Source organism: Rhizobacter sp. AJA081-3, from assembly GCF_017795745.1.
GTDB lineage: Bacteria > Pseudomonadota > Gammaproteobacteria > Burkholderiales > Burkholderiaceae_C > Piscinibacter.
This window is the reverse complement of record NZ_CP059067.1, coordinates 2,175,970-2,199,160: the sequence shown is the minus strand read 5'-3', so window position 1 is coordinate 2,199,160 and position 23,191 is coordinate 2,175,970. Positions and strand designations below refer to the sequence as shown.

At 68.4% G+C, this 23,191-nt stretch carries 22 protein-coding genes; 11 read left to right on the top strand and 11 right to left on the bottom strand.

All coding sequences use genetic code 11. The features are described 5' to 3' along the window. Positions 1–38 precede the first annotated feature (38 nt). Positions 39–800 carry a GGDEF domain-containing protein gene (locus HZ992_RS10475; protein WP_209386582.1) on the top strand — a complete coding sequence of 254 codons (762 nt, stop codon included), beginning with the start codon at positions 39–41 and terminating at the stop codon, positions 798–800. Here the strand turns inward: HZ992_RS10475 and HZ992_RS10470 are convergent. Beyond that, a complete protein-coding gene (locus HZ992_RS10470; protein ID WP_209386581.1) occupies positions 797–1,618 on the bottom strand; it encodes a posphoenolpyruvate synthetase regulatory kinase/phosphorylase PpsR in 822 nt (273 codons plus the stop codon). The genes HZ992_RS10475 and HZ992_RS10470 overlap by 4 nt on opposite strands. Before the next feature lie 226 nt (positions 1,619–1,844). Between HZ992_RS10470 and ppsA the strand changes: the two genes are divergently transcribed. Beyond that, complete coding sequence (gene ppsA / locus HZ992_RS10465; protein WP_209386580.1) at positions 1,845–4,253, top strand: phosphoenolpyruvate synthase; 2,409 nt, start codon at positions 1,845–1,847, stop codon at positions 4,251–4,253. A 7-nt stretch (positions 4,254–4,260) separates the two neighbouring features. On the opposite strand, the gene panC is transcribed toward ppsA, so the two are convergent. From panC to HZ992_RS10430, 7 genes are all read right to left on the bottom strand, one after another. Further along, positions 4,261–5,094, bottom strand: a complete 834-nt coding sequence (gene panC / locus HZ992_RS10460) for a pantoate--beta-alanine ligase (protein ID WP_209386579.1) — start codon at positions 5,092–5,094, stop codon at positions 4,261–4,263. Between the two features lie 13 nt (positions 5,095–5,107). Beyond that, positions 5,108–5,896: a 3-methyl-2-oxobutanoate hydroxymethyltransferase gene (gene panB, locus HZ992_RS10455; protein WP_209386578.1), complete on the bottom strand. Its 789-nt coding sequence runs from the start codon at positions 5,894–5,896 to the stop codon at positions 5,108–5,110. Positions 5,897–5,953: 57 nt separating this feature from the next. After that, the gene (gene glp, locus HZ992_RS10450; RefSeq protein WP_209386577.1) at positions 5,954–7,243 is read right to left on the bottom strand and encodes a molybdopterin molybdotransferase MoeA; all 1,290 of its coding nucleotides are present in this window, start codon (positions 7,241–7,243) and stop codon (positions 5,954–5,956) included. 5 nt (positions 7,244–7,248) lie between these two features. Beyond that, a complete protein-coding gene (locus HZ992_RS10445) occupies positions 7,249–7,770 on the bottom strand; it encodes a GNAT family N-acetyltransferase (protein ID WP_209386576.1) in 522 nt (173 codons plus the stop codon). After that, a complete protein-coding gene (gene mobA, locus HZ992_RS10440) occupies positions 7,763–8,365 on the bottom strand; it encodes a molybdenum cofactor guanylyltransferase MobA (RefSeq protein WP_371816806.1) in 603 nt (200 codons plus the stop codon). The genes HZ992_RS10445 and mobA overlap by 8 nt, the downstream gene beginning before the upstream one ends. A 4-nt stretch (positions 8,366–8,369) precedes the next feature. Further along, a complete protein-coding gene (moaA, locus tag HZ992_RS10435) occupies positions 8,370–9,494 on the bottom strand; it encodes a GTP 3',8-cyclase MoaA (RefSeq protein WP_209386574.1) in 1,125 nt (374 codons plus the stop codon). 87 nt (positions 9,495–9,581) lie between these two features. Next, entirely contained in the window at positions 9,582–10,295 is a 714-nt protein-coding gene (locus HZ992_RS10430) for a C40 family peptidase (protein ID WP_209386573.1), read from the bottom strand. A 130-nt stretch (positions 10,296–10,425) separates the two neighbouring features. On the opposite strand from HZ992_RS10430, the gene HZ992_RS10425 reads away from it, so the two are divergent. From HZ992_RS10425 to HZ992_RS10415, 3 genes are all read left to right on the top strand, one after another. Then, positions 10,426–11,406 (top strand): acrylyl-CoA reductase (NADPH), encoded by a 981-nt coding sequence (locus tag HZ992_RS10425; RefSeq protein ID WP_209386572.1) that lies wholly within the window; start codon positions 10,426–10,428, stop codon positions 11,404–11,406. A 32-nt stretch (positions 11,407–11,438) separates the two neighbouring features. Then, a complete protein-coding gene (locus tag HZ992_RS10420) occupies positions 11,439–13,376 on the top strand; it encodes a propionate--CoA ligase (RefSeq protein WP_209386571.1) in 1,938 nt (645 codons plus the stop codon). Between the two features lie 127 nt (positions 13,377–13,503). After that, on the top strand, positions 13,504–14,349 hold the full coding sequence (locus HZ992_RS10415) for a DNA ligase (RefSeq protein WP_209386570.1): 846 nt from the start codon (positions 13,504–13,506) through the stop codon (positions 14,347–14,349). 19 nt (positions 14,350–14,368) lie between these two features. On the opposite strand, the gene HZ992_RS10410 is transcribed toward HZ992_RS10415, so the two are convergent. The 3 genes from HZ992_RS10410 to HZ992_RS10400 form a co-directional block, all read right to left on the bottom strand. Next, positions 14,369–16,030, bottom strand: a complete 1,662-nt coding sequence (locus HZ992_RS10410; RefSeq protein ID WP_209386569.1) for a PhoH family protein — start codon at positions 16,028–16,030, stop codon at positions 14,369–14,371. A gap of 223 nt (positions 16,031–16,253) precedes the next feature. Further along, on the bottom strand, positions 16,254–16,721 hold the full coding sequence (locus HZ992_RS10405; RefSeq protein WP_209386568.1) for a peroxiredoxin: 468 nt from the start codon (positions 16,719–16,721) through the stop codon (positions 16,254–16,256). 93 nt (positions 16,722–16,814) lie between these two features. Then, positions 16,815–17,195, bottom strand: a complete 381-nt coding sequence (locus HZ992_RS10400) for an Mth938-like domain-containing protein (RefSeq protein WP_209386567.1) — start codon at positions 17,193–17,195, stop codon at positions 16,815–16,817. Positions 17,196–17,241: 46 nt separating this feature from the next. Between HZ992_RS10400 and HZ992_RS10395 the strand changes: the two genes are divergently transcribed. The 6 genes from HZ992_RS10395 to HZ992_RS10370 are packed head-to-tail and all read left to right on the top strand — an operon-like array spanning position 17,242 to position 23,191. Then, entirely contained in the window at positions 17,242–18,468 is a 1,227-nt protein-coding gene (locus HZ992_RS10395; RefSeq protein WP_209386566.1) for a pyridoxal phosphate-dependent aminotransferase, read from the top strand. A 5-nt stretch (positions 18,469–18,473) separates the two neighbouring features. Then, a complete protein-coding gene (locus tag HZ992_RS10390) occupies positions 18,474–19,784 on the top strand; it encodes a homoserine dehydrogenase (RefSeq protein WP_209386565.1) in 1,311 nt (436 codons plus the stop codon). Then, positions 19,781–21,187 (top strand): threonine synthase, encoded by a 1,407-nt coding sequence (gene thrC / locus HZ992_RS10385; RefSeq protein WP_209386564.1) that lies wholly within the window; start codon positions 19,781–19,783, stop codon positions 21,185–21,187. The genes HZ992_RS10390 and thrC overlap by 4 nt, the downstream gene beginning before the upstream one ends. Then, a complete protein-coding gene (gene mobB, locus HZ992_RS10380) occupies positions 21,188–21,793 on the top strand; it encodes a molybdopterin-guanine dinucleotide biosynthesis protein B (protein WP_209386563.1) in 606 nt (201 codons plus the stop codon). It begins immediately after the preceding gene. Next, on the top strand, positions 21,735–22,943 hold the full coding sequence (gene glp, locus HZ992_RS10375; RefSeq protein ID WP_209386562.1) for a molybdopterin molybdotransferase MoeA: 1,209 nt from the start codon (positions 21,735–21,737) through the stop codon (positions 22,941–22,943). Before mobB ends, glp (HZ992_RS10375) begins: the two co-directional genes overlap by 59 nt. Continuing rightward, positions 22,940–23,191, top strand: a complete 252-nt coding sequence (locus HZ992_RS10370; RefSeq protein ID WP_209386561.1) for a MoaD/ThiS family protein — start codon at positions 22,940–22,942, stop codon at positions 23,189–23,191. Before glp (HZ992_RS10375) ends, HZ992_RS10370 begins: the two co-directional genes overlap by 4 nt.

Genomic DNA, 23,191 nt, shown 5'->3' with positions numbered 1-23,191 from the left:
CTGGCGCGGTGCGGTCCGTTCGAAGCGAGGAGGCGGGAATGGACGCAGGCTGGAGAAGGATCGTCGTGGGCAGCCCGGTGGCGCTCACGGTGGCGGTCGTGGCGGCCTGCAGCGTGGGCCTGTCGGTCGCTGCCCTGTTCGGCCTGACAGCGGCGCTGCGGCTGCCCCAAACCGCCGCCTTCCCGCACTACGTGGCCATCGCGGTGGTGATCCCGCTGGTCGTCTCCGTGCCGGTGAGCTGGGTGATCGTGCGCCTTCTGCGCGAGGTCGAGGCTGCCCGGCGCCAGGCGGAGCGGCTGGCCTGGTTCGACGACCTCACCGGCTTGTCCAACCGCCGCCGGCTGTGCGAGCTGGCCCAGCGCGAGCTCGACATGGCACAGCGCACGGGCGAGCCGCTGGTGGCGGCCTTGCTCGACCTCGACGACTTCAAGCGGGTCAATGACCGCCACGGCCATGCGGCGGGCGACCGGCTGCTGCGCGCGACCGCACAGCGCATCCAGGCGGCGCTGCGCAGCACCGACCTGGCCGCGCGCTGGGGCGGCGAGGAGTTCGCGGTGGTGCTGCCGCGCACCCGCCGCGAAGACGGCGTGAAGGTCGTCGAGCGGATCCTGGGGGAGCTTCGCGGGCTGCAGCTCGGCGAGTCCGAGGATCCCTTCGGTTGCACGGCTTCGATCGGCGTGGCCATGTCGGCGGGCGGGTCCGAGCGTTTCGAGCGACTGATCGACCGGGCCGACCAGGCGATGTACCGGGCCAAGCTGGCCGGCAAGGATCGCTGGGAGGCGGCGCCGCCGCCGTCCTAGTACATCAGCCGGTCAGGCCGCAGGTCGCGCAGGATGGTGGTGGCGATCTCCTCGATCGACTTGTGCGTCGACGACAGCCAAGCGATGCCTTCGCGGCGCATCATCGCCTCGGCCTCGTGCACTTCCATGCGGCAGTTCTCGATCGAGGCGTAGCGGCTGTTCGGCCGGCGCTCGTTGCGGATCTGGCTCAGGCGCTCCGGGTCGATGGTCAGGCCGAAGCACTTCTTCTTGAACGGTGCCAGCGTCGAGGGGATCTGGCCGCGGTCGAAGTCTTCCGGGATCAGCGGGTAGTTCGCCGCCTTGATGCCGTGCTGCATCGCCAGGTACAACGAGGTCGGCGTCTTGCCGCTTCGGCTCACGCCGACCAGGATCACGTCGGCCTCGGCGAGGTTCTTCGCGGATTGCCCGTCGTCGTGCGCCAGCGAGAAGTTGATCGCCTCGATGCGGTCGGTGTACTCCTGGCTCTTGGAGACGTCCGAGAAGCGGCCGATGCGGTGGTTCGACTTGACGCCGAACTCCGCCTCCAGCGGCTCGATGAAGGTGTTGAACATGTCCAGCACCAGGCCCTTGGAGTGCTCCTTCAGGATCGCCAGGATCTCGGCGTTGACCAGCGTGATGAAGACCACCGGCCGGCGGCCCTCCGCGTCGGCGGTGTGGTTGATCTCGCGCACCACCTGGTGCGCCTTGTCCGGTGTGTCGATGAAGGGCCGGCGCACGTGGCGCGGCTTGCCGGAGAACTGCGCCAGGATCGAGTTGCCGAAGGTTTCGGCGGTGATGCCGGTGCCGTCGGAGACGAAGAAGACGGTGCGGTTGGGCATGGCAGAGCGGGCCTTCGGATTGGGGGGACGCCCTCGATGATAGGGAACAAACCCGTAGAATCCCGAGCAGACTTCCACCTCCGACGCCCTTGAACGCCGCCCGCCGCCACACAACACTCGAAGAGTGCGGCCGGCCTGCGTGGGAATGCACCGCCCTGGAGCTTCGCTCGGGCCGCAGGTCGGGAGGTCGGGAAATGCCGGTTTTTCAACATCACGGAGTTTTCCCATGTCCAACCCTGCACTGGCGACCGCCCTGGTCGTCCCGTTCGAACAACTGAGGATGACCGACGTCGAGTCGGTGGGCGGCAAGAACGCCTCGCTCGGCGAAATGATCAGCCAACTGGCTGCCTCGGGGGTCCGGGTGCCCGGCGGTTTTGCGACGACGGCGCATGCCTTCCGCGAATTCCTGAAGCACGAAGGCCTGGTGACGCGCATCAGCGATCGCCTGGCCACGCTGAACACCGACGACGTGCGGGCGCTGGCCGAGGCCGGCGCACAGATCCGCCACTGGATCGAGGCCACGCCGTTCCCGCCGGCACTCGAATCCGCCATCCGCGCCGAGTTCACGCGCCTGACCGCGGGCAACCCCGGCGCCTCGTTCGCCGTGCGTTCCTCGGCGACGGCCGAAGACCTGCCCGACGCCTCCTTCGCGGGCCAGCAGGAGACCTTCCTCAACGTGGTCGGCATCGACGAGGTGCTTGCCAAGATGAAGGAGGTCTTCGCCAGCCTCTACAACGACCGGGCCATCAGCTACCGCGTGCACAAGGGCTTCGCGCACGGTGACGTGGCGCTGTCGGCCGGCGTGCAGCGCATGGTGCGCTCCGACCTCGGCGCGGCCGGCGTGATGTTCACCATCGACACCGAGAGCGGCTTCCAGGACGTCGTCTTCATCACCTCCAGCTACGGCCTGGGCGAGACGGTGGTGCAGGGCGCCGTGAACCCCGACGAGTTCTACGTGCACAAGCCGGCGCTGAAGGCCGGCAAGCTGCCGATCATCCGCCGCAACCTGGGCTCCAAGCTGATCAAGATGGAGTTCTCCTCGCCCGAGGAGAAGGCGAAGACCGGCAAGCTGGTGCGCACCGTCGACACCGCTCCCGAACATCGCAACCGCTATTCGCTGACCGACGCCGACGTGGCCGAGCTGGCGCGCTACGCGCTGATCATCGAGCAGCACTACGGCCGGCCGATGGACATCGAGTGGGGCAAGGACGGTGGCGACAACCAGCTCTACATCCTGCAGGCGCGCCCCGAGACGGTGAAGAGCCAGATGCAGGGCAAGGTCGAGCAGCGCTACAAGCTCAAGAGCACCGGCACCGTGCTCGCCGAGGGCCGCGCCATCGGCCAGAAGATCGGCACGGGCCCGGTGCGCATCGTGCATAGCCTGGCCGACATGGACCAGGTGCAGGCCGGCGACGTGCTCGTCACCGACATGACCGACCCGAACTGGGAGCCGGTGATGAAGCGCGCCAGCGCCATCGTCACCAACCGCGGCGGGCGCACCTGCCACGCGGCGATCATCGCGCGCGAGCTCGGCATCCCGGCGGTGGTGGGCTGCGGCGACGCGACCGAGACGCTGAAGGACGGCGCGCTGGTGACCGTGGTCTGCTCCGAAGGCGACACCGGTTTCATCTACGACGGCCTGCTCGAGACCGAGATCAGCGACGTGCAGCGCGGCGAGCTGCCGTACTGCCCGGTGAAGATCATGATGAACGTGGGCAACCCGCAGCTCGCCTTCGACTTCGCGCAGATGCCCAACTCCGGCGTCGGCCTCGCGCGGCTCGAGTTCATCATCAACAACAACATCGGCGTGCACCCGAAGGCGATCCTCGACTACCCCAACGTCGACGCCGACCTGAAGAAGGCCGTCGAGTCGGTGGCACGCGGCCACGCCTCGCCGCGCGCCTTCTACGTCGACAAGCTGGTCGAGGGCATCGCCACGATCGCCGCGGCCTTCTGGCCCAAGCCGGTGATCGTGCGGCTGTCGGACTTCAAGAGCAACGAGTACAAGAAGCTGATCGGCGGTTCGCGCTACGAGCCCGAGGAAGAGAACCCGATGCTGGGCTTTCGCGGCGCCTCCCGCTACGTCAGCGAGAGCTTCGGCGAGGCCTTCGCGATGGAGTGCGAGGCGCTCAAGCGGGTTCGCACCGACATGGGCCTGTCCAACGTCGAGATCATGGTGCCCTTCGTGCGCACGCTCGGCCAGGCGCAGAAGGTGGTGGGCATGCTCGCCGACCGTGGCCTCAAGCGCGCGGCCGCGGGCGGCACGGACGGCCTGCGCGTGATCATGATGTGCGAGGTGCCGAGCAACGCCATCCTGGCCGAGCAGTTCCTCGAGCATTTCGACGGCATGTCGATCGGCTCGAACGACCTGACGCAGCTCACGCTGGGGCTGGATCGCGACTCCGGGCTCGAACTGCTGGCGCGCGACTTCGACGAGCGTGACCCTGCTGTGAAGGCGCTGATCTCACGCGCCATCAGCGCCTGTCGCGCGGTCGGCAAGTACATCGGCATCTGCGGACAGGGCCCCAGCGATCACCCGGACTTCGCCGACTGGCTGGCGCGCGAGGGCATCGTGTCGATCTCGCTGAACCCCGACACGGTGGTCGAGACCTGGCAGCGCCTCGCGAAACGCTGAGGCGGACTCAGGGGGCCGGCAGTTCGAGGTTGTCGATCAGCCTCGTGCTGCCGAGCTTGGCCGCCGCCAGCACCACGAGCGGCTCGCCGGGCGCCGGCTCGCCGAGATCGTGCTGGCGCCGGATCGCCACGTAGTCGGGCTTCCAGTCGCGCGCCGCGAGTCCGGCCATCGCGTCCGATTCGAGCTTCGCCCAATCCCGCCCGCCCGCAGCCACCGCTTCGGCGATGCGCCGCAGCGCGGCGCTGAGTTGCACGGCCTCGGCGCGCTGTTCAGCGTCGAGGTAGCCGTTGCGCGACGACAGCGCCAGGCCATCGGCGGCCCGGCTCGTCTCGCCGGCGACGATGCCGATGGGCAGCGCGAACTGCTTCACCATGCGCCGGATCACCATCAGCTGCTGGTAGTCCTTCTTGCCGAACATCGCGTAGCGCGGCTGCACGCAGTTGAAGAGCTTGAGCACCACGGTGCACACACCGGTGAAGAAGCCGGGCCGGAAGTGGCCTTCGAGGATGTCGGCCAGCTCGGCCGGCGGCTGCACGGTGTAGCGCTGCGGCTCCGGGTAGAGCTCGCGCTCCGACGGTGCGAAGACGATGTCGCAGCCGGCACCACGCAGCAGCTCGCAGTCGCGCTCCAGCGTTCGCGGGTAGGTGTCGAAATCCTCGTGCGGCGCGAACTGCAGCCGGTTCACGAAGATGCTGGCGACCACGGGTGCACCGTGCGAACGCGCCATCTGCACCAGCGACAAGTGGCCTTCGTGCAGGTTCCCCATGGTGGGCACGAAGGCGGTCTTCGCCTGGCCGGCGAGGATGCTGCGCAGGTCGGCAATGGTGTGGACGATCTGCATCGGCGCGCTCCTGTCAGTAGCCATGCACGGCCGGGTCGGGGAAGCTGCCGTCCTTGACCGCCGCCACGTAGGCGCGCACCGCGGCCTCGATGCTGTCGGCACCCGCCATGAAGTTGCGCACGAAGCGCGGCAGCTTGCTGCGCGTGACGCCGAGCATGTCGTGCAGCACCAGCACCTGCCCGCTGCAGCCGGGCCCGGCGCCGATGCCGATCACCGGGATGGGCAGGCTCGCGGTGAGCTGCTTGCCGAGCGTGCTGGGGATGAGCTCGACGACCAGCATCGAGGCACCGGCGTCGGCCAGCTCGCGCGCCTCGCGCAGCAGACGCGCCGCGCCGTCGTCGTCGCGACCCTGAATGCGGTAGCCGCCCAGCGCATGCACCGACTGCGGCGTCAGCCCGAGGTGGGCGCACACCGGGATGCCGCGCTCGACGAGGTGGCGCACCACGGGCACGGTCCAGCCGCCGCCTTCGAGCTTGACCATGTGCGCGCCCGACTGCATCAGCCTGGCGGCGCTGAGCAGCGCCTGCTCGGTGCCGGTGTGGTAGCTGCCGAAGGGCAGATCGCCGACGATCCAGGCATGGCGGTTGCCGCGAGCGACGCATTGCACGTGGTAGGCCATGTCGTCCAGCGTCACCGGCAGCGTGCTGTCGCGGCCCTGCACGGTCATGCCCAGCGAGTCGCCGATCAGCAGCACGTCGACACCGGCGTCGTCGAGCAGGCGCGCGAAGCTGGCGTCGTAGCAGGTGAGCATGCTGATCTTCTCGCCGGCGGCGCGCATGGCGGCCAGGCGATGCAGCGTCATGGCCTTACGCGGTGCGGCGGCGCCGTCACCGGCGCTGGAGGGAGTGGGGTACATCGATCAGACCAGTCCGTCGAAGGGCAGCACGTCGACGAGCTCGCCGGCAGCCACGTTGCCTTGTTCATGGTGCAGCACGACCAGGCCGTTGGCCTCGCTCATGCTGCGCAGGATGCCCGAACCCTGCGAGCCGGTGATCTCCACCTGCCAGCCGGTGGCGCTACGAGAGACGATGCCGCGCTGGTACTCGGTGCGGCCGGCCTTCTTGCGGATCGGCTGCGTGCTGGCGGCGCTCAACATCGGCAATGGCTGGACGAACGCGCCGCTCATCGCCAGCAGCGCGTCGCGCACGAAGGCGTAGAAGGTGACCATTACCGCCACCGGGTTGCCCGGCAGGCCGAACAGGATGGCGTCGTGGCCGCGGCTGGTGATGCGCCCGATGGCCATCGGCCGGCCTGGTCGCATCGCGATGCGCCAGAACAGCACGTCGCCCAGCGTCTTCATGACCTGCTTGGTGTGGTCGGCCTCGCCAACGCTGACGCCGCCGGAGGTGATCACCGCATCGGCGTTCTCGGCGGCGTGGCGGAAGGCGGACTCCAGCGCGGCCGGGTCGTCGCGCACCACGCCCATGTCGATCAGGTCGACACCGAGGCGCTGCAGCATGCCCCACAGTGTGTAGCGGTTGCTGTCGTAGACGCAGCCGGCGTCCAGCGGCTCGCCGATCGAGCGAAGTTCGTCTCCGGTCGAGAAGAAGGCGACGCGCAGGCGACGCAGCACCGGCACCTCGGCCTGGCCGAGCGAGGCGAGCAGGCCCAGGTCGGCTGGGCGCAGCACGCGGCCTGCCTTCAGCGCGGCTTCGCCCATCGCGAGGTCCTCGCCGGCGAGGCGCCGGTTGTCGCCGGTGCGCACGACGCCAGCAGGCACCGTCACGCGCGTGCCGTCGGCCTTGGTGAATTCCTGCGGCACCACCGTGTCCAGGCCGGCCGGCATCACCGCGCCGGTCATGATGCGCAGGCACTGACCCGCGGCGACGCTGCCATCGAACTGCGCGCCGGCAAAGCCCGTGCCCACCGCCTGCAGCACGGTGTCGCCGCTGGCCGCGAGATCGCTGCCGCGCAGCGCGTAGCCGTCCATCGCCGAGTTGTCGTGTGCCGGCACGTCGATGGCCGAGACGATGTCGCGCGCCAGCACGCGGCCGAGAGCCGAACGGATCGCCAGCATCTCCACCGCTTGCACGCGCGGAACGAGGCGCGCGATGAACTCCTGCGCCTGGGCCACCGGCAGGGCGTTCGGGTCGTAACCGCTCACGCAGGAGGCGATCTCGGCCAGGGTCGGGGGTGTCGCGGTCGTCATCGTGCTCACAGGCTCAGGATCATCTGGTGCTTGTCATGGTAGCGGCCGTCGAGCTTGACGGCGCGCGGTTGGGTGCCGTAGCGCACGAAGCCGGCGCGATGGTACAGATGCTCGGCGGCGGCGTTGCCGGCGGTGACGCTCAGCGTGAGCAGTTCGAGGCCGTCCGCGGCGCGGGCCAGGGCGATGCACTCCTGCAGCAAGCGCTTGCCGATGCCGCGCCCGGCGGCGTGATCGGCCACCATCATGCCGATCAGATGGCCGATGTGGCGCACCTTCAGGCGCATGTCGCGCTCGCAACTCACCGCACCGACGAGCGCGCGGCCGTCCCAGGCACCCAGCGTGAAATGCCCGCCCTGCGGCCGGTCCAGACCCAGTCGCGGCAGGTAGGCCTGGGCCGGCTTGGCGGCCTCGGCCTCGGCGTCGCTGGTGAAGGCATCGGGATGAGCAGCGAGCATCGCATCGCGCAGGGCCTTGTACTCGGCCAGTTCCAGCGCGCGCAGGCGGCGCACGTCGACAGGTTCAGGCATTCGTCTGCAGCTGCTGCAGATCCGGCAGCGTGTTGGCGTTGAAGAAGGCCCGCGCATCGTCGAACGGCACCTCGACGCAGCGGTGCTGTGCCGTCCAGCGGTCGATCTTGCGCTGCCCCGTCTGAGTGAACCGAACCAGGCTTTCCATCAGCGAGGCCTTCATCAGGCAGAACACCGGCTGCACCTGCTGCGCGCCGTTCTCGGTCGTGGCGGCCATGGCGATGTCGGCGCCGTCGGCCTCCAGGGCCGCGGCCAGCTTCTCGACCAGGTCGATCGGGAAGCCCGGCGTGTCGCAGGGCACGGTGACGAGGTAGGGCGTCTCGCAATGCTCCAGCCCGGCCAGGAAGCCGGCCAGCGGGCCGGGGTAGTCGGGCAGGGCGTCGGGCCACACCGGCACGCCCAGGGACTCGTAGGCACCCAGATTGCGGTTGGCATTGATCATCACGTGGCCGACCTGCATGCTCAGCCGCATCAGCGCGTGCATGGCCAGCGGCATGCCCAGGTGGTTCTGCAGGCCCTTGTCGACGCCGCCCATGCGGCTGCCGCGGCCGCCGGCGAGGATCAGGCCGGTGATGTCGTCGGTGGAAATGGTCACGGGGTCATCCGCCGATGTAGTGCATCTCGACGCGCCGCTGGCCACTGCCGGTGTCGGCATGCAGGGCGCTGCGCAGTTCGGAGTAGCGATCGTCGCGGCCGGTCCAGATCTCGCCGATGGCCGCGCTGATCTGCGCATCGTCGAAGTTGCCGCGCAGCAGTGCACGCAGATCGTGACCCTGGTGGGCGAACAGGCACAGGAACAGTTTGCCTTCGGTGGACAGCCGCGCGCGGTTGCAGTCGCGGCAGAACGCCTGCGTGACGCTGGAGATCACGCCCACCTCGCCGCCGCCGTCGCGGTAGCGCCAGCGCTGCGCGGTCTCGCCGGGCAACTGAGCTTCGAGAGGCTCCAGCGGGAACTCGGCCGAAATGCGCTCGACCACCTGCGCCGAGGGCAGCACCTCGTCCATGCGCCAGCCGTTGGTGGCGCCGACGTCCATGTACTCGATGAAGCGCAGCACGATGCCGCCACCGAAGTTCTCGCGGAAGTAGCGCGCCATCGGCACGATCTCGTGGTCGTTGGTGCCGCGCTTGACGACCATGTTGACCTTGATCGGCCCGAGACCCACGCGCTGTGCCTGGGCGATGCCGTCGAGCACTTCGGCCACCGGGAAGTCGACGTCGTTCATGCGGCGGAAGATGCCGTCGTCCAGCGCATCCAGGCTCACCGTGACGCGCTGCAGCCCGGCGTCCTTTAGCGCCTGCGCCTTGCGCTGGAGCAGGGAGCCGTTGGTGGTCAGCGTCAGGTCCAGCGGCGCGCCGTCCGGTGTGCGCAGCTCGGCGAGCATGGCGATCAGCGCTTCGATGTTCTTCCGCAGCAAGGGCTCGCCACCCGTCAGGCGCAGCTTGCGCACGCCATGGGCGACGAACAACCGCGCCGTGCGGGTGATCTCCTCGAAGCTCAGCAGCGAGGAGTGGGGCAGGAAGTTGTACTGCTTGTCGAACACTTCCTTGGGCATGCAGTAGCTGCAGCGGAAGTTGCACCGGTCGGTGACGGAGATGCGCAGGTCGGTCAGCGGCCGACCGAGCCGGTCGCCGAGCAGTCCCGTCGGCGCTGCCGGCTGGATCGGAATGCGCGGGATGCTGGCGGCGTAGCGGTGGTCGGCCAGTGGAATGACTTTTTCGCCCATGCGCGGATTGTGCCTTCCGGTGCGTCGCCGGCCACACGGCACGACCCCGGGCTTGACCGGGGTACCGAGCGTGGTCCGGCGGACGGCTCAGTGCAGCGTTCGGTAGGTCTCGGCGTCGATGGCGGGGGCGGGGGCGACCACCGGTGCGGCCAGCGGCGCCGCCTTGGCCGGTGCCACGGCGGCATCGAGCCGGGCCGGTTCCGCCGAAGACTCCAGCGGCTGCGCGCGCCGGGCCCCGGTGAAACGTTTGCTCCAGTAGGCGTAGCGCATGTCTTCCACGCGCACCTCGCCTCCCGTTCGCGGCGCGTGGATGAACTTGCCTTCGCCGATGTAGATGCCCACATGGGAGAAGGTGCGCTTGAGCGTGTTGAAGAACACCAGGTCGCCGGGTTTGAGCTCCTCGCGCCTGATCTTCTTCAGCCCAGGCGCGCTGGCCTGCTCGTCGGCGCGGCGCGGCAGCACCAGGCCCAGGCTCATCTCGAACACGTGGCGCGTGAAGCCGCTGCAATCGAAGCCACTGTCGGCCGAGTTGCCGCCGCGGCGATAGGGCACGCCGAGGAAGTTCATGGCGCCCAGCACCATGTCGGAAGCCTTGTCGCGCACCTTGTTGACGAACTCGTACTCGCTGGGCGGCACGGCGGCCGGCATCTTGTCCGGATCGCCCAGGCCACGGTCGGCGAGCAGCTTGCCAAGCGGATCGGTGGCGCTGTCCGGCGCGGCCTGCGCCAGCGCGCCGGCCATGGCGAGCGCCGCGGCCACGGCGAAGCGGCGGACGGCGAAGGTGCGACGGGAGCGGGGCATCGGGGCGCAGCTTAGGCGCTGCCGGTGCCAGCGTCAACCCAAAAAACTCAGTCGCGACGGGCACTTGCAGCAACTTTTCGATCCTCGCGGCGGCTGCGCTATCGTCTGTGCGAATCGATGAGGAGACTCCATGTTCAAGGCACTCTTGCTGGAAAAGACCGAAGCCGGCTTCCAGGCCGGCATCCGCGACGTCGACGAGGCCTCGTTGCCCGAGGGTGATGTGATGCTGCAGGTCGAGCATTCGACGCTCAACTACAAGGACGGCCTGGCCATCACCAATCGCGGGCCGGTGGTGCGCAGCTGGCCGATGGTGGCCGGCATCGATGGCGCCGGCACGGTGCTGGAAAGCAGCCATGCCCAGTGGAAGGCAGGCGACAAGGTCATCCACAATGGCTGGGGCGTGGGCGAGACGCGCTGGGGTTGCCTGGCGCAGCGCGCCCGCCTGAAGGGCGACTGGCTGGTGCCGCTGCCGGCAGCCTTCAGCACCCGCCAGGCGATGGCCATCGGTACCGCCGGCTACACGGCGATGTTGTGCGTGCTGGCATTGGAGCGTCACGGCGTGAAGCCCGGCGACGGCGAAGTGCTGGTGACCGGCGCCACCGGTGGCGTGGGCAGCGTGGCGACTGCGCTGCTGTCCAAGCTCGGCCACCGCGTCGTGGCGGCGACGGGCAAGGCCGCCGAGTCCGGCTACCTCCAGCAGCTCGGGGCCGCCTCGGTCATCGACCGCGCCGAGCTGAGCGCCCCCGGCAAGCCGCTGCAGAAGGAACGCTGGGCAGCGGTGGTCGACGCGGTGGGCAGCCACACGCTGGTCAATGCCTGCGCGCAGACGCGCTACGGCGGCGTGGTCGCCGCCTGCGGCTTGGCAAGCGGCGGCGACCTGCCGGGCACGGTCATGCCCTTCATCCTGCGCGGCGTGACGCTGGCCGGGGTGGACAGCGTGATGGCACCGCTGGCGCTGCGTCGGCAGGCCTGGGAGCGCCTGGCGCGCGACCTCGACCCGGCGATGATCGACGCGATCGCGGTGGAGGTGCCGCTGGCGCAGGCCATCCCTCGTGCGCACGAGTTGATGGAGGGCAAGCTGCGCGGCCGCGTGGTGGTCACCATCGGGTGACCGTCAGACCCTCGTAAGAGCATGCGCATGAAATGCGCCGCCAGCGAGAGAACAATCATCAGGAGACACGCATGACGAGCTACGCCGAGTTTCACCAGCGCTCGATCACCGACCGCGACGGCTTCTGGGCCGAGCAGGCGAAGCTGATCGACTGGAAGACGCCCTTCCAGCAGGTCTGCGACTACTCCAACCCGCCTTTCGCCCGCTGGTACGTCGGCGGCAAGACCAACCTGTGCCACAACGCCGTCGACCGGCACCTGGCCACGCGCGCCGACCAGAACGCCCTGATCTTCGTCTCCACCGAGACCGAGCAGGAGAAGGTCTACAGCTTCCGCGAACTGCATGCCGAAGTGCAGCGCATGGCCGCGGTGCTGCAGGACCTCGGCGTCAAGCAGGGCGACCGCGTGCTGATCTACATGCCGATGATCGCCGAGGCGGCCTTCGCGATGCTGGCCTGTGTGCGCATCGGCGCGATCCACTCGGTGGTGTTCGGCGGATTCGCCAGCCACAGCCTGGCCAGCCGCATCGACGACGCCGAGCCCACCGTGGTCGTCAGCGCCGATGCCGGCATGCGCTCGGGCAAGGTGGTGGCCTACAAGCCGCTGCTCGACGAGGCCATCAAACTCGCGGCGCACAAGCCGGCCAGGGTGCTGCTGGTCAACCGCGGCCTCAGCGCGATGGCGACGACCGAAGGGCGCGACGTCGACTACACCTCGATGCGTGCCAAGCACCTGAACACCGTGGTGCCGTGCGTGTGGGTCGATGCGACGCACCCGAGCTACACGCTGTACACCAGCGGAACCACCGGCAAGCCCAAGGGCGTGCAGCGCGACACCGGCGGCTACGCGGTGGCGCTGGCCGCCTCGATGAAGCACATCTACGGCGGCAACGCCGGCGAGACCTATTTCTCGACCAGCGACATCGGCTGGGTGGTGGGCCACAGCTACATCATCTATGGCCCGCTGATCGCCGGCATGGCGACGATCATGTACGAAGGCCTGCCGACACGGCCCGACGCCGGCATCTGGTGGAGCCTGGTCGAGAAGTACAAGGTCACGGTGATGTTCAGCGCGCCGACCGCCGTGCGCGTGCTGAAGAAGCAGGATCCGGCCTTCCTCACCAAGTACGACCTCTCGTCGCTGCGCGCGCTGTTCCTGGCCGGCGAGCCGCTGGACGAACCTACCGCCAAGTGGATCTCCGAGAGCCTGGGCAAGCCGATCATCGACAACTATTGGCAGACCGAGACCGGCTGGCCGATTCTGGCGATCTGCAACGGCGTGGAGCAGGCGCCGACCAAGTTCGGCTCGCCGGGCAAGGCGGTGTACGGCTACGACGTGCAGCTGATCGACGAAGCCACCGGCGAGCCGGTCACCTCGCCCGACCAGAAGGGCGTGGTCGCCATTGCCGGCCCGCTTCCGCCGGGCTGCATGCAGACCGTGTGGCGCGACGACGCGCGCTTCGTCAACACCTACTGGAAGAGTATCCCGGGCAAGCTGCTGTACAGCACCTTCGACTGGGGCATCCGCGACAAGGACGGCTACTTCTTCATCCTCGGACGCACCGATGACGTCATCAACGTCGCCGGTCACCGCCTGGGCACGCGCGAGATCGAGGAGAGCATCTCCAGCCACCCGGCCGTGGCCGAGGTGGCGGTGGTGGGCGTCGCCGACCAGCTCAAGGGCCAGGTGGCGATGGCCTTCGCGGTGCTCAAGGATGCCAACCTGGTCAATGACCCGGCGGCGCGCCTGAAGCTCGAAGGCGAGGTGATGAAGACGGTGGACAGCCAGCTAGGCGCCGTGGCGCGGCCGTCGCGCATCCACTTCGTCACGCTGCTGCCGAAGACGCGCTCCGGCAAGATGCTGCGCCGTGCGATCCAGGCGGTGTGCGAGCAGCGCGACCCCGGCGACCTGACCACGATGGACGACCCGACGGCGCTGCAGCAGATCCGCGACCTCGTCACGCCGCGCTGAGCGGCGGGCCCCCGGATGGGGGCCATCGCCTTCGGCCCGCCGGGGGGATGGCCTGCCCGCGCGGCGCCGGCCACCATGAGCCCATGTTTCACGGCCAGGAGCCGACATGGGATCCGATCGGACTTCAATGGGCAGGCGCGATGCCCTGGCGCTTCTGGGCGGCGCGATCGCGCTCCCGTTTTCGACGGGCGCGGGCGCCGCATCGCTGCCCTTGCTGCTGGCCCACGAGGCCGAGCACGACATCGACCCAGCTGGCTGGCTGGTCAGCGAGAAGCTCGACGGCGTGCGTGCGCTGTGGGACGGCACGCGGCTGCGCTTTCGCGGCGGCGGTGAAGTCGCCGCGCCGGCCTGGTTCCTGCGGACATTGCCCTCGCAATCGCTCGACGGCGAGCTCTGGGTCGGTCGGTGCCGCTTCGACGAGCTGTCCGGTCTGGTGCGGCGCGCGTCGCCGGACAACGCAGCCTGGCAGCAGGTGCGCTACATGGCGTTCGAGTTGCCCGCTGGGCCGCTGCGCTTCCACGAGCGTGCGGCCGCGCTATCGGAGCTGGCCCGGCGAGCCGGCTCGCCGCAGTGGCAGGCCGTGCCGCAATCCACCGTGACGGACCGCGACGCATTGCGCCGGCGCCTGGACGAAGTGGTCCGCGGCGGCGGCGAGGGTCTGATGCTGCATCGCTCGGATGCTGCGTACGTGACGGGCCGCAGCCGCGTGCTGCTCAAGCTGAAGCCGGTGCAGGACGCCGATGCCGTGGTGATCGGTCACGCTCCGGGGCGCGGCAGACGCGCCGGCCGGCTCGGTGCTTTGCAGGTGCGCACCGAGGCAGGCGTTTTGTTCCAGATCGGCACCGGCTTCAGCGATGCCCAGCGCGAAGCTCCGCCGCCGCTGGGCAGCACTGTGACGTTCACGCACCGCGGCCTTACGCCGCAGGGCGTGCCACGCTTCGCGAGCTTCCTGCGCGTGCGGCCCGGCGCCTGAGCGCCGCGTCCTCAGGCCCTCACAGCACCTCGGAGGCGAAGTCCGCCAGCCGGGAACGTTCGCCGCGCGCCAGCGTGACATGCCCGCTGTGCGGCCACCCCTTGAAGCGGTCGACCGCGTAGGTCAGGCCCGAGCTGCCTTCGGTGAGGTAAGGCGTGTCGATCTGCGCCAGGTTGCCCAGGCAGATGATCTTGGTGCCCGGGCCAGCGCGGGTGATCAGCGTCTTCATCTGCTTGGGCGTGAGGTTCTGCGCCTCGTCGATGATGACGAACTTGTTCAGGAAGGTGCGCCCGCGCATGAAGTTCAGGCTCTTGATCTTGATCTTGCTGCGCACCAGGTCGTTGGTGGCGGCGCGGCCCCACTCGCCGGCGCCGCCGTCGGTGCGCGAGAGCACTTCTAGGTTGTCGTCGAGGGCGCCCATCCACGGGCCCATCTTCTCTTCCTCGGTGCCGGGCAGGAAGCCGATGTCCTCACCGACGGGCACGGTCACGCGGGTGACGATGATCTCGGTGTAGCGGCGGTCGTCCATCACCTGGCTCAGGCCGGCGGCCAGCGTCATCAGCGTCTTGCCGGTGCCAGCGGTGCCGGTCAGGGTGATGAAGTCGCACTCCGGGTCCATCAGCAGGTTCAGCGCGAAGTTCTGTTCGCGGTTGCGGGCGGTGACGCCCCAGACCGCGTTCTTCGCGTGGGTGTACTCGCGCAGCGTGCGCAGCACGGCGGTCTTGCCGGTGATCTCGGTGACCTTGGCGTACAGCGGCGCGGCACCCGGGGCCTCGAGGTAGACGAACTGGTTGACCAGCAGCACTGGCACCATCGGGCCGCTGATGCGGTAATACGTCAGGCCGCCTTGCTGCCAGCTCTCCATGGTCTTGCCATGGCGCTCCCAGAAGTCGGCCGGCAGCGGCAGCACGCCGGTGTAGAGCAGGTCGCCGTCGTCCAGCGTCTTGTCGTTGAAATAGTCTTCCGCGGGCAGGCCCAGGGCACGCGCCTTGATGCGCATGTTGATGTCCTTGGACACCAGCACCACGTCGCGCTGCGGCTGCTGCTCGCGCAGGGCCTGCACGACGCCCAGGATCTGGTTGTCGGCCTTGCCCTGCGGCAGGCCGGCGGGCAGGCTGACGTTGACCAGGTTGGTCTGGAAGAACAGCTTGCCGGCCGCCTCCCGGTGACCGGTGGCGTTCAGCGGCAAGCCGCTGGACATGCCCGAGGCATCGCGCGTGGGCATGCTGGCCGCCAGCGCGTCCAGGTCGCGGCTGACCTGGCGGGCGTTGCGCGCCACTTCGGTCATGCCCTTCTTGTGGCCGTCGAGCTCCTCGAGCGTGATCATCGGCAGGTAGATGTCGTGCTCGTCGAAGCGGAACAGCGAGGTCGGGTCGTGCATCAGCACGTTGGTGTCGAGCACGAACAGGCTGGCCGGGCCTTCGCCGCGCGGCTTGCGTGGGCGCACCTGGGCAGCGGCGCGCACCGGCTTCTGCGCGACAGGCGCCGGGGGCGTCACGCGGGCGATCACCGGCGGTGCGGCGGCGGAGGCGTCGAACAGGTCCATCACGGCCGGCGAGGCCGGCTCGGCGGTGGTGCGGCTCTGGGCCGTACGTTTGCCCGGTTTGGTGGCGGCCTGCGATTCGAAATCGGTCGGAGTGAGGAGAGAGGCTCGTTTGGCAGGCGGCTTCGGCAGTGGCATGGAGGGGTGTCAGTGCGGCTGGGAAACAAAAAAGCCGCACAGTCGACTGTGCGGCTTGGTGGGCAGACCGGTGTTGCGACTCGCGTCACGACTCTCGTGCATGAAAATATTATGCACAAGAACGACGACGCTTCAACGTTGCCCCTGCGCCGCCCGGCAACAAGATGGAACAAGGCCGCCAACCCCACGGGGGCGGCGGCCTCGATGCGGTGTGCCGGAAGGCCTACTTGAGGGACTTGACCGTCTTCAGCACTTCTTCCACGTGGCCGGCCACCTTCAGGCCTCGCCATTCGGCGCGCAGCATGCCGGTGCCGTCGATCAGGAAGGTGCTGCGCTCGATGCCCTTGACCTTCTTGCCGTACATGATCTTGTTCTTGACCACGCCGAACATGTGGCAGAGCTTCTCTTCGGTGTCGGCGATCAGCTCGAAGGGCAGCTCGAGCGCCTGCTTGAACTTCTCGTGCGAGGCCATGTTGTCGCGCGAGACGCCGAACACCACGGCGCCTGCCTTGAGGAAGTCCTTGTGGTGGTCGCGGAACTGCATCGCTTCGGTGGTGCAGCCGGGGGTGTTGTCCTTGGGGTAGAAATACAGCACGACCATCTTGCCGGTGAAGGCCTGCGGCGTGAACTTCACGCCTCCCGTGGCGAGCGCTTCAAAGTCCGGAAGAGGTTTATTGAGGGCTGGCGTCATGGAGTATGCTGCTCGATTGCGCCCTTCGGGGCGTAGCCGCAAATTATAAGGCTTGCGACAACCTGACCCGCTCAGGCTACCTTGCGCAAGCGCTCAACCCCCACGTTCGAAGAGCAGGGCAGCCACTACCGCGCGGCCTTCGCCGAGCAGCACGTTGTAGGTGCGGCAGGCGGCCGGGGTGTCCATCGCCTCGAAGCCGATGCGGCGCGCCAGGAGTGCCTTGAGCAACGCGGGCCGGGGAAAACGGATGCGGCTGCCGCTGCCGAAGATCACCAGCTCCGGCCCGAGAGCGATGAGCGCCTCGAAGCTGGCTTCGTCGAGGGCGTCGAAGCTGCTCACGGCCCAGGGCAACACCTCGCCGCGCCATGGCACGAGCACGTTGTGGCGATGCTCCCGCCCGTTGACGACTATGCCCTCGGCACCGTGGCGCGTGATCGCGTTGCTTCCCTCCGGGCGGTCGGCCTGCATCTTCATGGTTAAATTCTATGTTTTGCAGCGCAACACTGCCTCAGGAGGCCCTTTGAAACCCATCGCCAAGTCGAGCAAGCTGGCCAATGTCTGCTACGACATCCGCGGGCCCGTGCTCGACAAGGCCCGGCAGATGCAGGAAGAGGGCCACAAGATCATCCAGCTGAACATCGGCAACCTTGCCGTGTTCGGGCTGGAGCCGCCGGACGAGATCGTGCAGGACATGATCCGCAACATGCCGCACTCGGCCGGCTACACCGACAGCAAGGGCCTGTTCGCGCCGCGCAAGGCGGTGGTGCACTACACGCAGGAAAAGCACATCCGCGGCGTGACGGTGGACGACGTCTACCTCGGCAACGGCGCCTCCGAGCTCATCACGATGAGCCTGAACGCGCTGCTGAACACCGGCGACGAGGTGCTGATCCCGGCGCCCGACTATCCGCTGTACACCGCCTCGGTGGCACTGTCCGGCGGCACGCCGGTGCATTACCTGTGCGACGAGCAGTCCGACTGGATGCCCGACATAGAGGACATCAAGCGCAAGGTGACCAGCAACACCAAGGCGATCGTCGTCATCAACCCGAACAACCCGACCGGCGCGCTCTATCCCGAGAGCGTGCTCAAGCAGATCATCGAGGTGGCGCGCCAGCACCAGTTGATCATCCTGGCCGACGAGATCTACGACAAGACGCTCTACGACGGCAACGTGCACACCAGCATTGCCTCGCTGGCCGACGACGTGCTGTGCCTGACCTTCAATGGCCTGTCAAAGAACTACCGCTCCTGCGGCTACCGCGCCGGCTGGATGGTGGTGTCGGGCGAGAAGAAGCACGCCAAGGACTACATCGAGGGCCTGAACATGCTGGCCTCGATGCGCCTGTGTTCGAACACACCGGGCCAGCTTGCGATCCAGACCGCATTGGGCGGCTACCAGAGCATCAAGGACCTGGTGGCGCCGGGCGGGCGGCTGTGCCGCCAGCGAGACCTGGCCTACGAGCTGCTCTCGCAGATCCCCGGCGTCAGCGTCGTCAAGCCGAAGGCGGCGCTGTACATGTTCCCGCGCCTGGACCCGAAGATCTACCCGATCGCCGACGACCAGCAGTTCGCCTACGAACTGCTTGCCGAGGAGAAGGTGCTGATCGTGCAGGGCACCGGCTTCAACTGGCCGACTCCCGACCACTTCCGCCTGGTCTTCCTGCCCAACTCCGACGACCTCACCGAAGCGATCGGGCGCATCGCCCGCTTCCTCGAGCACTACCGCAAACGTCACACGGTTTGATGAACATGAAGCCTATCCAAGTCGGCCTGCTCGGCATCGGCACCGTCGGCAGCGGTACGTTCAACGTGCTGCAGCGCAACCAGGAAGAGATCCAGCGTCGCGCCGGCCGCGGCATCCGCATCACCATGGTGGCCGACCTGGACACCGCGCGCGCCAAGGCCATCGTCGGCGACGCGGCGCAGGTGGTCAGCGACGCGCGCCAGGTCATCGCCAACCCCGAGATCGACATCGTCGTCGAGCTGATCGGCGGCTACGGCATCGCGCGCACGCTGGTGATGGAAGCCATCGCCGCGGGCAAGCATGTGGTCACGGCCAACAAGGCGCTGCTGGCGGTGCACGGCAGCGAGATCTTCGCGGCGGCGCGCGAGAAGGGCGTCGTCGTCGCCTTCGAGGCGGCCGTGGCCGGCGGCATCCCGATCATCAAGGCGCTGCGCGAGGGCCTGACGGCCAACCGCATCGAATGGATCGCCGGCATCATCAACGGCACGACCAACTTCATCCTGTCGGAGATGCGTGCCAAGGGCCTGGATTTCGGCGTGGTGCTGAAGGAGGCGCAGCGCCTGGGCTACGCCGAGTCCGACCCGACCTTCGACATCGAGGGCGTGGATGCGGCGCACAAGGCGACCATCATGAGCGCCATCGCCTTCGGCATCCCGGTGCAGTTCGACAAGGCGCACGTCGAAGGCATCACCAAGCTGCAGGCGGCCGACATCCGCTATGCCGAGCAGCTCGGCTACCGCATCAAGCTGCTGGGCATCACCAAGCGGCGCGAGAAGGGCATCGAGCTGCGCGTGCACCCGACGCTGATCCCGTCGACGCGCCTCATCGCCAATGTCGAGGGTGCGATGAACGCGGTCGTCGTGCACGGCGACGCCGTCGGCACCACGCTGTACTACGGCAAGGGCGCCGGCGCCGAGCCGACCGCCTCGGCCGTGATCGCCGACCTGGTGGATATCACCCGGCTGCACACCGCCGACCCGAACCACCGTGTGCCCTACCTGGCCTTCCAGCCCGGCGCGATGCAGGACACGCCGATCCTGCCGATGGCCGAGGTGGTGACCTCGTTCTACCTGCGCCTGCAGGTGGCCGACCAGGCCGGCGTGCTGGCGCGCATCACCGGCATCCTGGCCGAGCACGGCATCTCGATCGACGCGCTGCTGCAGCGCGAGTCCGCCGAGGGCGAGGCGCAGACCGACGTGATCATCCTCACCCACGACACCCTCGAGGGCGAGATGAACAAGGCCATCGCGCAGATGCAGGCGCTGCCGACCGTGCTCGCGCCCATTGTGCGCATCCGCAAGGAAGAACTGAAGTGAAATACATCAGCACGCGCGGCGACCAGACGCTGCGCGGCTTCTCCGAGATCCTGCTCGAGGGCCTGGCGCCGGATGGCGGCCTGTACCTGCCCACGCACTACCCCAAGGTCGATGCTGCGACTCTGGCGCGTTGGCGCGGCCTGTCGTATGCCGACCTGGCCTTCGAGATGCTGTCGCTGTACATCGACGACATTCCGGCCGCCGACCTGAAACGCCTGGTTTCGCAGACCTATACCGAGCGGGTATTCGGCACACGCGAGATCACGCCGCTGAAGAAGCTCGAAGACGGCCTGTACCTCGAGGCGCTGTCCAACGGCCCGACGCTGGCCTTCAAGGACATGGCGATGCAACTGCTCGGCGCGCTGTTCGAGTACGAGCTCGCGCGCCGTGGCCAGACGCTGAACATCCTCGGCGCCACTTCCGGCGACACCGGCAGCGCCGCCGAGTACGCGATGCGCGGCAAGCAGGGCGTCAAGGTCTTCATGCTCAGCCCGAATGGCCGCATGAGCCCGTTCCAGCAGGCGCAGATGTTCAGCCTGCAGGACGCGAACATCCACAACATCGCCGTCGAAGGCGTGTTCGACGACTGCCAGGACATCGTCAAGGCCGTCTCCAACGACCTCGAGTTCAAGCGCCGCTGGAAGATCGGCACCGTCAACTCGATCAACTGGGCGCGGCTGCTGGCGCAGGTCGTCTATTACTTCGCCGGCTACTTCCAGGCCACGCGCTCGAACGATCAGCAGGTCAGCTTCGCCGTGCCTTCTGGCAACTTCGGCAACATCTGCGCCGGCCACGTGGCGCGCATGATGGGTCTGCCGATCAAGCGCCTGGTGCTGGCCACCAACGAGAACAACGTGCTCGACGAGTTCTTCCGCACCGGCACCTACCGCGTGCGCGGCAGCGCCGAGACGCACGAGACCTCGAGCCCGTCGATGGACATCAGCAAGGCCTCGAACTTCGAGCGTTTCGTTTTCGACCTGCTCGGCAGCGATGCGCAGCGCACGAAGCAGCTGTTCCACGACGAGATCGCCAAGAAGGGCGCCTTCAGCGTCACACCGGCGGAATTCGCCCGCATCGCCGAGTACGGCTTCGTCTCCGGCAGCAGCTCGCATGCCGACCGGCTGGCCACGATCCGCGACACCGCGCAGCGTTGCGGCACGGTCATCGACACGCACACGGCCGACGGGTTGAAGGTGGCGCGCGAGCACCGCGACCCGGGCGTGCCGATGATCGTGCTCGAAACCGCCTTGCCGGCCAAGTTCTCGGCCACCATCGTCGAGGCGCTGGGCCGCGAGCCCGACCGTCCGACCGCGCTGCGCGGCATCGAGCAACTCCCCAAGCGGTTCAAGGTCATGCCGGTGGACGTGGCGGCGGTGAAGCAGTACATCGCCCAGAATGGCTGAATGAAGGTCATCGGCTTCTGCGGCTTCTCCGGCTCGGGCAAGACCACCCTGGTCGAGCAGGTGATCGCGCGGCTGCGCCTGGCCGGCCAGCGGGTCTCGGTGGTCAAGCATGCCCACCACGACTTCGACATCGATCATCCGGGCAAGGATTCGCACCGCCACCGCGAGGCCGGCGCTTTCGAGGTGGTGATCGCCTCCGACCGCCGGCTCGCCAAGATCCGAGAGTTCGAAGTGCGCCAGGATCCGACCGTGCACCAGCTCATCGCCGAGCTCTACGAATGCGACTGGGTGCTGGTCGAGGGCTTCAAGAGCGCCGACGTGCTGAAGATCGAGATCTGGCGCGCCGACACCGCCAAGCCGGCGCAGTACCCGAACGATCCCTTCGTCGTCGCCATTGCCACCGACAGTCCCGAGCGGCTGCCGCATCCCACCGGCCTGCCGTTGCTGGACCTCAACGATGCCGACGCGGTGACCCAATTCCTGCTCGCCGACCCCGCACGCTATGAGTACCGCTCCCCCTTCGACGACGCCTACGGCGCGTCCGCCGATGCTGACGCTGGACGAAGCACTCGGCCGGCTGCTGAGCTCGATCCGCCCGCTGGCTGAGACCGAGGAGGTCTCGACCTTCGACGCGCTCGGCCGCGTGCTGGCGACGGCAGTCAGCTCGGCGCTCGACGTGCCGCCGGCCGACAACACTTCGATGGACGGCTATGCGCTGCGCTGTGCCGACGTTCCGGCCGAGGGCGTGCTGCTGCCCGTGAGCCAGCGCATCCCGGCCGGTGTGGTCGGTCGTCCGCTGGAACCCGGCACCGCTGCACGCATCTTCACTGGCGCGCACGTGCCGGCCGGCGCTGATGCCGTGGTCATGCAGGAGCAGTGCGAAGCGGTGGGCGATGCGGTGCGCGTCAACGTCGTGCCGCAGCCCGGCCAGTGGATCCGCCGCCGCGGCGAAGATGTGAAACACGGCGCCGTCGTGCTGCCGGCCGGCACGCGGCTCACGCCGCAGGCGCTGGGCCTGGCGGCCTCGGTGGGCGCAGGGCGCCTGACGGTGTCGCGCCGCCCGCGGGTGGCGCTGTTCTCGACCGGCGACGAACTGGTGATGCCGGGCCAGCCGCTCAAGCCCGGCGCGATCTACAACTCCAACCGCTTCACGCTGCGTGGACTCGTCCAGGCGCTGGGCTGCGATTGCAACGACCTGGGCATCGTGCCCGACCGGCTCGATGCGACGCGTGCGGCGCTGCGCGAGGCCGCGCAGGGCAACGACCTGATCGTCACCTCGGGCGGGGTGTCGGTGGGCGAGGAAGACCATCTGCGCCCGGCGGTCCAGGCCGAGGGGCGCATCGACCTCTGGCAGATCGCCATGAAGCCCGGCAAGCCGCTGGCCTTCGGCGAGGTGCGCCGTGCGGACGGCTCGAATGCCTGGTTCATGGGCTTGCCGGGCAATCCGGTGTCCAGTTTCCTAACGTTCGCGCTGGCGGTCCGCCCGGTGCTGATGGCCTTGCAGGGCGCCCCGGCAGCCGCGCCACTCGCGACGCCGATGCGGGCCGACTTCGACTGGTCCAGGCCCGACAAGCGCCGCGAGTTCCTGCGTGCGCGCCGCAACGAAGTTGGCGGGCTCGAGCTGTTCGCCAACCAGAGCTCCGGCGTGCTCACCTCGGCCGTGTGGGCCGACGGCGTGGTGGACAATCCTTCCGGGCAGGCCATCCGCAAGGGTGACACGGTCGCCTTCCTGTCCTTCGCGGAACTGCTGTCATGAAGATCCAGGTGCGCTACTTCGCCTCCATCCGCGAGGCGCTTGGCTCGGGCGAGACGATCGAGCTGCCCGACGGCGCCACCGTGGCCGCGGCGCGCGATGCGCTGATCTCCCGTGGGGCGGCCCATGCCGGCGCTCTGGCCCGTGGCCGTGCGCTGCGCAGCGCGCTGAACCAGGCCTTGTGCGAAGAGACGGCGCCGCTGGCCGAGGGCGCCGAACTGGCCTTCTTCCCGCCGGTCACCGGGGGCTGA

Bases quoted from the DNA above. Each gene is read 5' to 3' on its own strand.
- moaA (WP_209386574.1), bottom strand. From the start codon at position 9,494: ATGGGCGAAAAAGTCATTCCACTGGCCGACCACCGCTACGCCGCCAGC.
- HZ992_RS10420 (WP_209386571.1), top strand. From the start codon at position 11,439: ATGCGCCGCCAGCGAGAGAACAATCATCAGGAGACACGCATGACGAGC.
- mobB (WP_209386563.1), top strand. From the start codon at position 21,188: ATGAAGGTCATCGGCTTCTGCGGCTTCTCCGGCTCGGGCAAGACCACC.
- HZ992_RS10400 (WP_209386567.1), bottom strand. From the start codon at position 17,195: ATGAAGATGCAGGCCGACCGCCCGGAGGGAAGCAACGCGATCACGCGC.
- HZ992_RS10445 (WP_209386576.1), bottom strand. From the start codon at position 7,770: ATGCCTGAACCTGTCGACGTGCGCCGCCTGCGCGCGCTGGAACTGGCC.
- HZ992_RS10430 (WP_209386573.1), bottom strand. From the start codon at position 10,295: ATGCCCCGCTCCCGTCGCACCTTCGCCGTCCGCCGCTTCGCCGTGGCC.
- HZ992_RS10415 (WP_209386570.1), top strand. From the start codon at position 13,504: ATGGGCAGGCGCGATGCCCTGGCGCTTCTGGGCGGCGCGATCGCGCTC.
- ppsA (WP_209386580.1), top strand. From the start codon at position 1,845: ATGTCCAACCCTGCACTGGCGACCGCCCTGGTCGTCCCGTTCGAACAA.
- HZ992_RS10405 (WP_209386568.1), bottom strand. From the start codon at position 16,721: ATGACGCCAGCCCTCAATAAACCTCTTCCGGACTTTGAAGCGCTCGCC.
- HZ992_RS10475 (WP_209386582.1), top strand. From the start codon at position 39: ATGGACGCAGGCTGGAGAAGGATCGTCGTGGGCAGCCCGGTGGCGCTC.
- HZ992_RS10370 (WP_209386561.1), top strand. From the start codon at position 22,940: ATGAAGATCCAGGTGCGCTACTTCGCCTCCATCCGCGAGGCGCTTGGC.
- glp (WP_209386562.1), top strand. From the start codon at position 21,735: ATGCTGACGCTGGACGAAGCACTCGGCCGGCTGCTGAGCTCGATCCGC.
- glp (WP_209386577.1), bottom strand. From the start codon at position 7,243: ATGACGACCGCGACACCCCCGACCCTGGCCGAGATCGCCTCCTGCGTG.
- HZ992_RS10410 (WP_209386569.1), bottom strand. From the start codon at position 16,030: ATGCCACTGCCGAAGCCGCCTGCCAAACGAGCCTCTCTCCTCACTCCG.
- panC (WP_209386579.1), bottom strand. From the start codon at position 5,094: ATGCAGATCGTCCACACCATTGCCGACCTGCGCAGCATCCTCGCCGGC.
- HZ992_RS10470 (WP_209386581.1), bottom strand. From the start codon at position 1,618: ATGCCCAACCGCACCGTCTTCTTCGTCTCCGACGGCACCGGCATCACC.
- panB (WP_209386578.1), bottom strand. From the start codon at position 5,896: ATGACGCTGCATCGCCTGGCCGCCATGCGCGCCGCCGGCGAGAAGATC.
- HZ992_RS10425 (WP_209386572.1), top strand. From the start codon at position 10,426: ATGTTCAAGGCACTCTTGCTGGAAAAGACCGAAGCCGGCTTCCAGGCC.
- HZ992_RS10390 (WP_209386565.1), top strand. From the start codon at position 18,474: ATGAAGCCTATCCAAGTCGGCCTGCTCGGCATCGGCACCGTCGGCAGC.